A 13442-nucleotide genomic window follows, 5' to 3' on the forward strand; every position below is an offset into this window, starting at 1 on the left:
TCAGACGTGTTGAGAGATGACGCTCATTTTGTTGAACGGATAGACCACGAATTCCGCCTCACCGACGATCATGGAGCGCGGCACGAACTTGTGCACCCAGAGCCTGCTGTCGTCGGAGATGGGCCGGTTGTCGCCCAGCATGAAGTAGCACCCCGGCGGCACCTTCCACGTCCCGACGACGGTGCCGTTGTACTTCGAAATGTCCGGATTGTTCTCAACCAACTTCTTGCCGTTGATGTACACAGCGTTGGACGTCACCGTCACCGTGTCCCCAGGCAAGCCGATCACGCGCTTCACGAAGAGCTCGCTCGGATCGTCCGGCCAGTGAAACACGACCACCTCCCCGCGGTGGATGGGCCAAAGCTCCGTCGCCAGCTTGTTGACAATCACGTACGCGAAATTCCGGGAGCTCGTCGCAGGGATGGTGGGGTACATTGAAGCGGACGGCACTCGCGCGGGGCTCACGACCCACATCCGAAGCGCCATGGCGATGCCCACACCAATCAGGATGGGCAACAAGAGCCCAGAGAACCAGTTGCGCTTCGGCCTCTCTTCCATCGGTTGTTGCTGTTCCACGTTGCCACTTCCCTGCTCTGTCATGTCCGAAGCTACGCGGAAGGCCGCCTCGGCAGTCGCCCAACATTATACGACATCCACCTCGGCTTCACATCGCGAACTTCGCCCGACGCAGGCCAACCTCAATCGATCACGACCCCGTACGCGCTTTTGCGGACGGCCACCACCGCGTCTTGGCTCTGCGAAGCGAGAAGAACCGCTCCTTCGGGCGCCCGCGCCACCCGATCCGAGGTGTCCTCGATGAAGCCTCGGCTCACGATGTACGTGTGGCCGGCGTGATCGACCACCAGGCTCGAGGGAGATACAGGGGAAGGCAAGCGGCACAAGGTCGTCCACGCGCGGCCGTCGTACGCGCGGACGGCGACGGCCTTTCCCTGCGCGTCGAGGTCTGCGCAATAGACGGTATTTCCGGCGCCGCGAATGAGCGCCACGTGAGAGGCCACGAGGCGAAGGAGGCCGTTCTGGTCCGCCCACAGGCGATGGCGCGCGTCGACCAGGTACAGCGTGACATCCGTGGCCCCGTCGTAGGCCTGGCGGACGGACAGGTCGCCGATGGACTCGGCGTACATGTGCTCGTTCGTGTCAAAGTAGTAGACCTCGTTGCCCCAGGAGCCGGCGTAGATGACGTACAAGTCGTTCGTGTAACCGCTCCAGGCCACGGCGCGCCAGACCATGCCCGCGGGCGCATGAAGCGCAGCAATCCATCTCAGTTGGCGATTCCACACGTCGTACGTCTCCAGTTGCCCGTCACCGGTGAGAAGGAGGATGAGCCTGTCGCTCACCCACACCGCGCTCTTGAGGCCCGAAGAGAAGCGAAGGCTCGCCAGGCTGTCTCCCGTCCGCAGGTCGAACACCCCAAGCTCGCCCTTCGGCTCGACGGCGAACGCCGCCAGCCGGGAAGGGCTCGGATCCCACGACATCGCCCGCTCGAGCGCGGCGTTTTGCGCCCGAAGCGGCGTCTCGAGCACGGGGGCTTTGGGCGCCTCGTGGACCAGAACCGTGTGCCAACGGATGGGCGCCGGACGAGATCGGGCAATCACCTCGGCTCCCCACAGGGCCAGTGCAGCCCCCGCCAACATCGTCAGATACATGCCCAGCGACTTCAGCTTCACACGCCTACCTCTTTCAGTCTACTTGACGATCACGGCCGTGCCGATGTATCGCTCGCCCAGGATGTCTGTGGGCTGGTTGATCAGGCGGCCGTCGTAGACGAGGGTCGCCGACGAGCCGCCGTCCAGATTCGCCGCCGTCACGGCGCCGAGCGAGATCATGAGCCGCGCGATGTCACCGAGGCTCGCGCCGATGTCCGCGGGCCCATGCAGCTCGCGGCCGTCGGTGACCATCAGAATCACGGTCCCATCCGCCGTCTGACCTATCGCGGTCCGCGGCGCATAGCCCCAGTCGCCTGCGCCCTGGATCTGGTTCACGCCCCCTTGCACGAGCGTGGGCCCGAACATGAGCGCCTGCGTGACGCCCATCGCCTGCAATTCCGCGAGGGTGTAGGTGCCGGAGAGGAGACGCCCCTCCGCCGTGAAGCCCACGATGGGCTCCGAACCGCTCGCGCGCTGGAGAACGCGCCCGTTGCTGATGACAATCCCCTGCACGAGCCCTCCGGTCCCGCGCCAGTTGGTATCCGTGAACGATCCGCCATTGATCCCCGCGACGGCGTGCCAGTCGTTCACGAACTGTTCGACCGTTTCCCCCACGACCCCCGGATAGCGCGTCTCCACGATTTCCACCCGCCGCGGGTCCCGCACCCAGAGCACGTACGCCGTGAACGTCGGCTCGTGAATCACGGACAGGCGCATGCCGGACGGCGCTTCGGCCGGCTTGTACGTCGGCGCGCCGAAGACCGGCAGGTCCAGCTGGGGGCTTGGGGGCGCCGGACTCGCCACGCGGACCACGCGGTTTTGCACCCTCGGCTGCGGCTCATTCCACCGGTACACGTATGACGCGATACAGCCGACGAGCGCCAGATAGAGGGCCAAAGCGAGAGCCGCCACACGCTTCCTTGCGATCACGCCGCTCACCTTCACATCGCCCACAGCCGATGGGCGTCAAATCCCCATCCATCCATTCGCCAGGAGGGTGGCCAATCCCTGCCCAACGGCCGAGCCGAACCCGCCCATGACAAAGCGCGTGGAGGAAGCCCCCCCACGCGCCCGGCTTCACTTCTTCTTGCCGAGTTTCGCCCGCAGCTTTTCACCCGGGATGCGCTCGTCCCGCTCTTCTGTCGGCAGCGTTTTGTTGGCGTCGTTGTGCAGCGGCTTCGACTCGTGTCGACTGTTGGACACCCTCATCCCTCCTTCGCCGTTAGTATGCCGCGGCCTTCGAAAGGCTCGCAGGTGAATTCGGCGCAAGTGTCAAAGACATGGAGGAGCGCCAAAGCACCTTGAAGGCCCAAATCCGAGAGGAGGAATTTCATGTCGACCGCGGTGTACTCCTTGGATTCCCGCAACATCGTGTATTCCTTCGCGCCGTCTCATCCTCCGGCCCTGTCCGTTCCGGATGGCGCGCTGGTGCACATCGAGACGTGCGACTGCTTCGAGAATCAGATCCAGCGAGAGGACCAGGACTTTGGCACGCTCGACTGGAGCCGCATCAATCCCGCCACCGGCCCCATCCACGTGCAGGGCGCGGCGCCGGGGGACCTTCTCGCGGTCCACATCTTGGACCTCCAACTCGCCAAGCGAGGCATCATGACCACCGGTCCCCATCTCGGCGTGATGGGCGCACACCTCTCCGAGAACGCGATTCGGTTTGTCGAGATCGACCAAGGCGAGGTCGTCTTGCCCGGAGGCGTGCGCGCGCCTCTCCGACCGATGATCGGTGTCATCGGCGTGGCCCCGGCAGCAGGGGCCATCCCTTGCGGGACGCCCGGCGATCACGGCGGCAACATGGACTGCACGCGCATCACCGCTGGCGCGGTGCTGCTGCTCCCCGTCGCCGTGCCGGGCGCTCTGTTCGCGCTCGGCGATCTCCACGCGGCCATGGGCGACGGCGAGGTGGGCGTGTCCGGCGTGGAAATCGCCGGCCGTGTGACGGTCCGACTGGAAGTTCTTCGAGATGTGAGGTGCCCAGCGCCGATGGTCGTGTCAGAGGACGATGTCAGCATCATCGCCTCCGCGCCCACCCTGGATGAGGCGGCCGAGCTGGCGACGAAACGGGCCGCCGAGTGGCTTTCGGCCGCGAGTCACCTCCATCTCGCCGACGCGTGCATGTTGCTGAGTGCAGTCGGCCGGCTGCGCATCTGCCAAGTCGTCGATCCCCTGAAGACGGCGCGCATGGAGATCGATCGCGACCTGCTCCGTCAGCTGCGCGTGCCTCTCCCCGTCTGACGATGTCTCGGCGAGCGCAGGTGCGCTCGCCGACTTGTCAGCTTACCTCCCAAATCTTCTTGATACCCCGCCATCATTCGCCTCATAATGAAATCAAATATGACATTTGGTAGGAGTGGGTCGCCTTGTGGACGCTTCTTCGGCGCCATCGTGACGTGGACAGCGGGGCCCAGTCCCATCCGCCGCTCACCCAGGAACTCCTGGCGGCCATTCGCATGACGGCCGACAGGTTGGACGCCACCACCGCCGCCGTAGACCAATCCGTCCGGGAACTCGTTCAACTTGCGGAGCGCGCGGAGTCGACCGAGGTGCGCACGTGTGAGCGAGCGACGCTCGCCGTCGAGGATCTGGACGCATCTGTCCGACACGTTCGCGCTGCGTTCGAAACCTTTTCGGACGCTCAGGCCTCAATGGAGCGCATCACGCGCCAGGCGGAAGACCTGGAGGCGAGCGTGCCCGGTCTCTTGGAGCGCGTGCGGGACGCCATGCGCACGCTGCAAAAGCTTGCCGACGCCATCGAAGACAACAATGCGCGCGTGTCAGACATGCTCGCAGGTCTCCATCGCATCCGGGCCGTGCACGAGGCCATCCGCAGCATCAGCGAACAGACCTCGCTGATCTCGCTGAATGCGACCATCGAGGCGGCGCACGCGGGCCAGCACGGCCGCGGTTTCGCCGTGATCGCAGACGAAGTGCGCCGTCTCGCGGAGCAAGCCAAGGACGCGCTCCGCAAAAGCTCGAACAACTTCGCAAGCATCCAGTCTCAGCTCGACGCCCTGACCGCCATCGGCGCCGAAGCTCAGTCGGCGTCGGAGCTCGGCACCACAGCCTTACATCATTTGGAACGCTTTTTCTCAGCCATGCGCGAGCAAGTGGCGAACATGGCCTCTGACGCGAAGCATACCCGGGCCGCGGCGGACCGCGCGTTCCACCATCTGACGGACGCTGAACGCGGCGTGAGACAGGCGCAGACGTCGATGCGGGATGCCACGAGCGATCTCGTGTCGCTCATGGCACAAAACGCGGCCACGAGGCAGCAGGTCGATCGGCTCACGCAGGTCGCATCCCACCTACGGGAGACGTCCGGCGAATTGGCGGAGGAGATGGCGGCATTCGAGGCGTTCGCGCCCGCGGCGATGCCCATCGACACCGAAGGCTTGGAAGCGCTCAAAACCGCGTTGGCAGCCGTCTCCGGTCGGCTGCGCGCTTCGGACCTGGAGGGCGAATCGGTCAAGGCGGCGCTTCTCGCTCTGAAGAACGAGCACCGCTTGGGATCCATCTGGTTGAATCGATCAGACGGGTCGTTCATCTTCTCGGATCCGCCCGCAGGCCTCCTGAGCGCCTCGCAGAGGCCGTGGTTTCAGGCCGCGCTGGCTGGAGAGCCGTACATATCGGCGCCGTACGTCTCGGCGCAGAGGCGAAGGCGCTGCATCACGGTGAGCGTGCCGATCATCCATGACCAAAAAGTGGTTGGCTGCATCGGGGCGGATGTGTATATTTAGACGGGAGAGTGATCCATCGGGCAAGGTGGTGCAGAGGCATTGCTGAATCTGGACAGGCGGCTTGTGCGCGAGCGCAATCTGTGGATCCTTGTCTTGGGCTCGTTGTTTTCGGTGGGCGGTGACAATGCGTATTTCACCATCTTGAGTTGGTACACCCTGACCATCACGGGCTCCCAGCTCGCGCTCGGCGCCACCATGACGCTCGCCTCCGTGCCGCGCGTCATCTTCATGTTGGTCGGCGGGGCCATCGCGGACCGGGTCAGCCGAAAGTGGATCATGGGGATTTCGCTCGCCGCGCGCGCAGCCGTCCTGGCCGCCTTTGCCCTGCGCATCGCGCTTTTTGGCCCGCGAGCGCCACTCTGGGCCATTGACCTCATGGCCGTGTTGTTCGGCGTGATCGACTCGTTCTATTACCCGGCGACCTCGTCCATCGTGCAGACCGCCGTCGAGGAGGAGCACGTGGCGCAGGCCTCGAGCTTCGTCCAGACCGTCCAGCAGGCGAGCACGGTGGTGGGGCCGGTTCTCGCGGCCGTCCTGTTGGCACAGCGGGACTACCGGCTGATGTTCGTCGTGGTGGCCTTTGTGTTCGCCGTTGCGGCCGTCACCGTGTTGTGGCTTCGCCTTCGCGCGCACGGCGGCCTTCAAGAACCCGTCCAAGGCGTCTCCGCCGTTCTGCGCGACATCGGGGACGGCCTCAAATTTGTGGCGCAGATCCGCCTTCTGCTCATTGTGATGTGCCTGAGCTTCGTCGTGAATCTGTTCTGCATCGGCCCGCTGAGCATCGGCGTGCCGGTCATCATCCACGCCAGAGGTTGGACAGGTGCGGTCCTTGGCGAATACCAGTCCGCGCTCGGCGTCGGGTCCATTGTCGGCGGGATCATCGTCGCCCTGCTCAAAGGGTTTCAGGACAAGCTCATCTGGATTGGCATGTGCGGTGCGCTCATGGGCCTGGCCATGGCGACGGTCGGCTACTGGCAGGTGCCCCTCGAGGGGATGGCTGCGCTCGGCCTCGTGGGCATCCTCATGAGCATCGTCAATATCCCCTTCCTCGCGTTTTTACAGAGCAGCATCCCGGAAGAAAAACTCGGCCGCGTCATGTCCGTCCTGATGCTCGTCAGCGTCGGGTTCACGCCCATCAGCTATGCGCTGTCCTCGTGGATTCTCCAGCAGGGCGTCGCACCCGAGTTGCTCCTGCTTGTCTGCGGCGCGGGTGTGGCCGGATCGTTCGCTGCCCTGTATGCGACGCCCGACTACCGGCACATCGAGTCCCATCCGCTCCTGACGAAACGCGCCCCTATCGGCATGCGGAAGACCAGAAAAATGAGGCAACCGTGAAGCCAAGGCCTCACGGTTGTTGCGCTTGTGCATCGTCAAGCGCGGCGCGGACGCGGTTCAGGTGATCGTGGAGCGATGCCACAACCTGGGGATTCGACGATCCGTCGGCGCCATCGACGGCGTGCTGCGCTTGCACAAACGCCTCCTCAGCAGACATGACGTTCGTTCGGTTGGTGTGCGAAAGCGCCTGTTTTGCTGCGCGCTCCGCCTGTGCAACGGCGTTCTGAGCCTCCGTTATGGGCGACTGTTTTTTCGTGGATTGGATGCCCTTCTCCACCGCTCGCTCCCCCCTCGCTCGCTTAGCATGCCCCAAAGGCCCGTACCTGCGTCACTCTGAAAACCGATCTCCGCACCGAAAGACCATGAACAAAACATACAGACTTCTTACAACCCCTTCACAAAACCACAAGCCTCCCTTGAAACGCACGTCTCAAGATGGTCTTGAGCCAAGATTCGGACATTCGAAGGGGGAGCATTCTGGTGGGACGAAACGCCGTTCTCGGCACAGCATCCGCCGTGATCTTGTTGGGCGCGGGGACTGGCAAGGTCTCTCCGCCGCCGCGATGTTCGCGACGCTGCCGATGATCGCGCTCTTCATTCTGTTTCGCCGGCCCATTCTGCGCGGGCTCTCCAAGTCAAGCGGCATCAACGGATGAAAGTGAGGGCGCCGTCTCGGCGCCCCGCGGCCGTTCACGAGATGACCGCCCTGCCCCGCTCGCACCACGCACGGTATCCGCCATACGCCGTGATGTCCTCGCGCCGTGGCGCCCCCGCCTCGCAGACGAACCCCGTCACCTCTCGCCCGTCGGCAAGAAGGATTTTCCCGAGCGCCAGGGGATGATGGACCTTCTGCACAAAAGCTGACCACGCGCGCCGAGGCAGCTTCCAGAGCTCCAACTCCACCTCCGCACCGTCCACCGCACGCACAAGGCCGGGCTTCACCGGTTCGGTGTCAAGCAGGTAAAGGCGATACGCGGGCGCCGTGCGCGACACGCCGACGAACTCCGCGCCGAGATCGACCAACTCGTGGTTGAGCGGCATACCGCGCATGTGCAGGCCGCAAACCGCGACGAATTCCGCCTCGCCGTTCTGCGCGATCACGTCCTCGGCGAGATCGACCCACCAGCGCGCCGCGGCGAGAAGCTCAGCCTCGCGCTGCTGGGGGACGTACAAGGTCACGCCAAACGGCGTGTCGTCCACGTTTCCGCATGGCAACGACAATCCGGCCAGATGAAGGAGGTTCGCGTGATGCGTGTACGCGCCGAGCGCCCGATTGGTGCCGAATGGGTCTTGCCGCGCCTCTTCCCTCGTCCACGTGCCGCCGACGGTCGGCATGAGGAGCGCGGCGCCGCGCAGTTTCTCTTCCACGGAGCGGCGCAGCTCCAAGAGCCGGTGCTGCGCGCGGAAGAGATCGGCCGCCAGGCGATCCCGGCCGGACGCGAGGATGGCCCGCGTGACGGGCAGCACGTCGTCCGGATGCGCCTCCACAAACGCCCCGAGGCTCGCCCACCGCTCCGCAATCCAGGGGCCCTCGTAGAGCATCGCGCTCGCCTCGTAGAGCTCCGGCAGGCTCTCTTCGACGACGGGCACGCCGGCCTCCTCGAGCCGAGCCACCGCGCAAGCAAAGGCGCGGCGAAAGCCGTCCGCCTTCGGCCCGAACCACGTCGCCATCCCGCTCGGCACCACCACGCGATCCGGCGCGCCCTGCGCAGCCGGCGCTGGCGCGATGACCGCCTGCACCGCGGCCGCGTCCGCGACCGACCGCGTGAAGACGCTCACGCAGTCGATGCTCCGGCACGCGGGCACCACGCCGTCGTTCGGCCAGCCGCCGACGCGAGGTTTGTAGCCAATCACGCCATTCAAGGCGGCCGGCACGCGCCCGGACCCCGCCGTGTCCGTCCCGAGTGCAAACGGCACCATGCCGAGCGCCACCGCGACCGCCGACCCGCTCGACGATCCGCCGCTCACCCACTCGGGATGGCGCGCGTTCGCGACTTCGCCGTACGGGCTGCGCGTGCCGACGAGACCCGTTGCGAACTGATCCAGGTTAGTCTTGCCCACCGGAATGGCGCCCGCCCGCACGAGCCGCTCCACCACCGCCGCGTGTTGCGCCGGCGTGTACGCAAACGCCGGACAGGCGGCCGTGGTCGGCACACCCGCCACGTCGATGTTGTCCTTCACCGCAAACGGAATGCCCCAAAGCGGCTTTTCGTCCATCTCCTCTTCGCGCAGCGCCTTGAGATACGGCTCCAGCCGCGCCCACGAGGGCGGCGTGATCCAAACGTTCCACGCGGCGTGTGCCTCCGCCGCGCGGATGAGTTCGTCCATCACGTCCGCCGGCGTGAGACGCCCGGTCCGGTACGCGCGCCGAAGCGCGTCCACGGTCATCATGCTAAGCCGACACCTCCTCGATGCCCACAATCGGTCCGCCGGGCCTCAGCTCCTGCCCTGGGCGCACGTGCACCGTGCGCACCACGCCCGCGCAGGTGGCCTCGACCGGAAACTCCATCTTCATGCTCTCGATCACGGCGATGGTGTCGCCGGGCCGGATCATCTGCCCCGGCGCGACGTGCACCTTCCACACGCTTCCCGGCATCTGCGCGCGGAGCACCGTCAGGCCATCGTCCTCCGGCTCCTCGTCCTCGACCGCGGCCTCGCTCGTGTACGCGGCGAGCCCCATGGCCTTCCACCGCTCCAATTCCTCGTGGAACGCCTGCTTTTGCCGCGCCTTGAACGACGCCGCGTCGTCTCGAATCTCCTCGAGGAACGCGAGGTACGCGCCGAGATCGAATTCCGTCTCCTCAATCTCGATGTCGTAGCGCCCGCGCACAAACTTCTTCCGCATCGCCTCCAGTTCCTCCGGCGCGACCGGGTAGAACTCGACCTGATCGAAGAAGCGCAAGAGCCACGGCTTCCCGTCCCGGAACGATTTCGTCTGCCGGAACGTGTTCCAGATCTGCAGCGTGCGGCCGAAGAGCTGATACCCCCCCGGGCTCTCCATGCCGTAGATGCACATGTACGAGCCGCCGATGCCCACCGCGTTCTCGGGCGTCCACGTGCGCGCCGGGTTGTACTTAGTCGTCACCAGGCGGTGCCTGGGATCCACCGGCGTGGCAGCGGGCGCGCCCAGGTACACGTCGCCGAGCCCGAGTACCAAATACTTCGCCTCAAACACGATCCGCCGCACGTCTTCAATGCGCTCGAGGCCGTTCACGCGCCGCATGAAATCGATGTTGCTCGGGCACCAGGGCGCGTCCGGCCGGACGTTCTTCTGGTACCGCTCGATGGCGAGTTGCACCGACGGATCGTCGAACGAAAGCGGCATGCGCACGATGCGGGAAGGCACCCGGGCGCTCGACAGATCCGGCAGCCCGGCGTCGAGTTGCAGCACGCGGCGCGCCACCTCTTCGCTCGTCGTGCGAGCGCGGTCGAAGTGGATTTGCAGGGACCGGATCCCCGGCGTCAGGTCAATCCACGGGATGTCGCCGGTTGTGCGGATGGCCTCCATGAGCAGGTGCACCTGGAACCGGTACCGCAAGTCGAGCTCCATGTCGCCGAATTCGACGAGGACGTACTCGTCCCCTGCGGCGCGGATGCAGACGGGAAACGCGTGTCCTTCGCTTTCGCGCGCGAGGTAGGCGGCTTCCGCGGCCTCGGCGAACGACGAAAACGGCATGTCGGGCAAGGGCACGTCGTACGCTTTGCCCATTTGCGCGATATCCGCGAGACACTGCGCCTGCACGGCGTCCAATGCCCGCGCCTGATCGAGGCTGAGCAGGCGGAAGCGGACGGTGTCGCCGGGGCGAAGTTGCCCGATTTTCCACATCTCCGCGGCGGGCGTGGTGACGGGGCAGACAAACCCGCCGAGGCTCGGGCCGTCCTGGCCCAAGAGGACGGCGAGATCGCCCGTCAGGTTGAGCGATCCGATGGCGTACGGGTTGTCGTGCAGGTTGGACGGGTGAAGGCCCGCGTCGCCGCCATCCTCCCGCGCCCAGACCGGCGCCGGACCGCTCAGGCGAATGCCTGTGCGCGAGCTGTTGAAGTGGACCGTCCAGTCGGTGGACGTGAGCATCTCCAGGTACGAGGGGGGCAAGAACTCGGGCGTGCAGTGCGGGCCCGGCACCACGCCGAGCTCCCAGACGCGCCCGAACTGAGGAGGCGTGACCCCTTGGGCCGCCACCTCTCCCGAGGCGGGGCCAATCCCCACCACGTCGCCGGCGACGAGCGCCCGGCCGCCGTGCCCTCCGAATCCGCCGAGGGCAAACGTGGAGGCGCTGCCGAGCACAGGCGCCACATCGAACCCGCCTTGCACGCACAGATAGGCGCGCAAGCCAGCCGCAGACTGCCCAAAGCGCAGGACCTGCCCGCGGCGCGCGAGCACCGGGCGATAACGCGGCACCGGTTCGCCGTCGAGTTCCGCCCCCATGTCCGCGCCCGTGAGGCACACCCAGACGTCGTCTCGAAACGCATACGACCCGCCCCGGAGTGTCAATTCGAGCGCGGGCGCGCCGTCCGGATTGCCGAGCAGGCGGTTGCCGATGCGCATGGACAGCGCGTCCATGGGCCCCGACGGGGGAACGCCGACATCCCACAGGCCGAGGCGGCCCGGAAGGTCCTGCACCGTCGTCTGCAGACCGCCGTCCAGCACCTCCAGCGCGCGCTCCGGCGCCTCAAACCCCTCGAGCCACTTCGTGTAGACCTCCCCCGTGGCAAACGCCTCCGAGCCTGCGATGGCGCGCAGATAGCGAAGGTTGTTCTGCAAACCGTACACCCGCGCCTCGCCGAGCGCCCCCCGCAGCGCCTGAACCGCCTCGGCGCGCGATGCGCCGTGGACGATGATCTTCGCGAGCAGGGGATCGTAATAGGGGCTCACCGTCACGCCCTTGTCGATCCACGTCTCCACGCGCGCGCCCTCAGGCCAGACCACGCCATCCACCCGGCCGGCGCACGGGCGAAACTCGCGACTCGGGTCCTCAGCATACACGCGCACCTGGATGCTGTGGCCCGCGGGCTCGGGGAGGTGCGCCCGCAGGTCGGTCAACTCGCCCGCCGCCTCGCGGATCATCCACTCGACGAGATCGATCCCGTACACCTCTTCCGTCACGCCGTGCTCGACCTGCAGGCGGGTGTTGACCTCAAGGAAGTAGAAGGATGCGGACGACGGATCGTACAAGAACTCCACGGTTCCGGCGCTCCGGTAGCCCACGGCCCGCGCCACGGACAGCGCAGCCTCGTGCAGGCGCCGGCGCGTCTCGTCGGAGAGCACGTGCGCCGGGCACTCTTCCACCACTTTTTGGTTGCGCCGCTGCAGTGTGCAGTCGCGCTCGCCGATGGCCACGAGCTCTCCTTGCCGGTTGCCGAAGATCTGTACCTCGATGTGGCGGGCGCGCGGCACGTACTTCTCGACAAACACGCCGTTGTCGCGGAAGTGCTGACCGGCCAGACGCTGCACGCTCTCGAAGGCGTCCGCGAGCGCGTCCTCGCGCTCCACTACGCGCATGCCGATGCCTCCGCCGCCCGCCGTGCTCTTGAGAATGACGGGATAGCCAATACCTGCGCACACGCGGCGCAGCTCGTCGAGGTCGTGGACGAGATCGCTCCCCGGCAAAAGCGGGACGCCCGCCCGCCGCGCCACGTCGCGCGCGACGTGCTTGTAGCCGAACTTCTCGATCTGCTCGGGTTCCGGGCCGATGAACACCAGCCCGCGCTCGGCGCACTGCCTTGCAAAGGCCGCGTTCTCGCTCAGAAACCCGTAGCCCGGGTGAATGGCGTCGGCGCCCGACTGCTGCGCCGCGCCGAGGATCCGCTCCGCGTTGACGTAGGAGTCCTGCACCGGCCCTTCGCCAATCCAGATGGCCTCGTCGGCCAAATCGACGTGCAGGCTGTCCTCGTCCGCGGTGGTGTACACGGCCACAGAGGCAATCCCCATCTTCTTCAGCGTGCGGATGATGCGTACCGCGATGGCGCCGCGGTTGGCGATCAACACTTTGCGAAACATCGATATCCTCCTCACTCACACGTGGGACTTCGCTCAGGCGCCGCGCCGCCAGATGACGATCTCGACCGGCGTCGGGTTGTACGCGTTGCACGGGTTGTTCAGCTGCGGGCAATTGCTCATGAGCACCAGCACGCGGGTCATCGCCTCCATCTCCACGTAGCGGCCCGGTCCCGAGATGCCGTCGGCGAATTCCAGGCCGCCGTCGGGCGTCACCGGCACGTTCATGAAGAAATTCACGTTGGGGGCGAGATCGCGCTTCGCCAACCGCGGCTCGTGCATGGCGATCTGCATCATGAAGGTGTCGCGGCAGTTGTGCATGTGCACCTTGTCGTGCCCGTAGCGAACCGTGTTGCTCTGCGCCGAGCACGCTCCGCCCAGCGTGTCGTGCCGCCCGCACGTGTCCTCGACTATTCGCACGAGCGGCCTGCCGGACTCGGTGAGAAGCACCGACCCCGTCGTCAGGTAGATGTTGCCCTGCTCCGCGATGGTCTTCACAGCGCTGTAGTGGTCATAGGGCCGGTCCGCGTCAAAGAACAGCGTGTCAACGGCCTGGTTCCCCTCGAGATCCACAATGCGCAACACATCGCCCGGCTGCAGCGTGCACATAAACCCTTCCCCACTCGGCAGGACCAGCCGCGTGTCGGCCGTGACCGCGTCGCGACGGCGGTCGAATGCAAGAGATGGCATGGTCAT

At 66.0% G+C, this 13442-nt stretch carries 11 protein-coding genes; 3 read left to right on the forward strand and 8 right to left on the reverse strand.

The window, feature by feature from the left end; translation table 11 throughout:
- From lepB to AS26_RS14810, 4 genes are all read right to left on the reverse strand, one after another.
- A complete protein-coding gene (lepB, locus tag AS26_RS01290; RefSeq protein ID WP_245629542.1) occupies positions 1 to 576 on the reverse strand; it encodes a signal peptidase I in 576 nt (191 codons plus the stop codon).
- Positions 577 to 698: 122 nt separating this feature from the next.
- Positions 699 to 1688, reverse strand: coding sequence for a PQQ-binding-like beta-propeller repeat protein (locus tag AS26_RS01295; protein ID WP_062305502.1), 990 nt, complete (start codon positions 1686 to 1688; stop codon positions 699 to 701).
- Between the two features lie 18 nt (positions 1689 to 1706).
- Positions 1707 to 2597 (reverse strand): phosphodiester glycosidase family protein, encoded by an 891-nt coding sequence (locus tag AS26_RS01300; protein WP_062305533.1) that lies wholly within the window; start codon positions 2595 to 2597, stop codon positions 1707 to 1709.
- Positions 2598 to 2744: 147 nt separating this feature from the next.
- Positions 2745 to 2870, reverse strand: coding sequence for a hypothetical protein (locus AS26_RS14810; protein ID WP_281176927.1), 126 nt, complete (start codon positions 2868 to 2870; stop codon positions 2745 to 2747).
- A gap of 129 nt (positions 2871 to 2999) precedes the next feature.
- On the opposite strand from AS26_RS14810, the gene AS26_RS01305 reads away from it, so the two are divergent.
- From AS26_RS01305 to AS26_RS01315, 3 genes are all read left to right on the forward strand, one after another.
- Positions 3000 to 3914, forward strand: a complete 915-nt coding sequence (locus AS26_RS01305; RefSeq protein WP_062305504.1) for an acetamidase/formamidase family protein — start codon at positions 3000 to 3002, stop codon at positions 3912 to 3914.
- A gap of 125 nt (positions 3915 to 4039) precedes the next feature.
- The gene (locus AS26_RS01310) at positions 4040 to 5416 is read left to right on the forward strand and encodes a methyl-accepting chemotaxis protein (RefSeq protein WP_062305505.1); all 1377 of its coding nucleotides are present in this window, start codon (positions 4040 to 4042) and stop codon (positions 5414 to 5416) included.
- Positions 5417 to 5455: 39 nt separating this feature from the next.
- Complete coding sequence (locus AS26_RS01315; RefSeq protein ID WP_062305507.1) at positions 5456 to 6751, forward strand: MFS transporter; 1296 nt, start codon at positions 5456 to 5458, stop codon at positions 6749 to 6751.
- Between the two features lie 10 nt (positions 6752 to 6761).
- On the opposite strand, the gene AS26_RS01320 is transcribed toward AS26_RS01315, so the two are convergent.
- The 4 genes from AS26_RS01320 to AS26_RS01335 form a co-directional block, all read right to left on the reverse strand.
- Positions 6762 to 7028, reverse strand: a complete 267-nt coding sequence (locus AS26_RS01320) for a hypothetical protein (RefSeq protein ID WP_062305508.1) — start codon at positions 7026 to 7028, stop codon at positions 6762 to 6764.
- 413 nt (positions 7029 to 7441) lie between these two features.
- Positions 7442 to 9142: an allophanate hydrolase gene (gene atzF / locus AS26_RS01325; protein WP_062305510.1), complete on the reverse strand. Its 1701-nt coding sequence runs from the start codon at positions 9140 to 9142 to the stop codon at positions 7442 to 7444.
- A gap of 1 nt (position 9143) precedes the next feature.
- Positions 9144 to 12749, reverse strand: a complete 3606-nt coding sequence (gene uca / locus AS26_RS01330; RefSeq protein WP_062305511.1) for an urea carboxylase — start codon at positions 12747 to 12749, stop codon at positions 9144 to 9146.
- 33 nt (positions 12750 to 12782) lie between these two features.
- Positions 12783 to 13436: an urea amidolyase associated protein UAAP2 gene (locus AS26_RS01335; protein WP_062305513.1), complete on the reverse strand. Its 654-nt coding sequence runs from the start codon at positions 13434 to 13436 to the stop codon at positions 12783 to 12785.
- Positions 13437 to 13442 lie beyond the last annotated feature (6 nt).

It is taken from the genome of Alicyclobacillus sendaiensis NBRC 100866, assembly GCF_001552675.1.
GTDB classification, from domain to species: domain Bacteria; phylum Bacillota; class Bacilli; order Alicyclobacillales; family Alicyclobacillaceae; genus Alicyclobacillus; species Alicyclobacillus sendaiensis.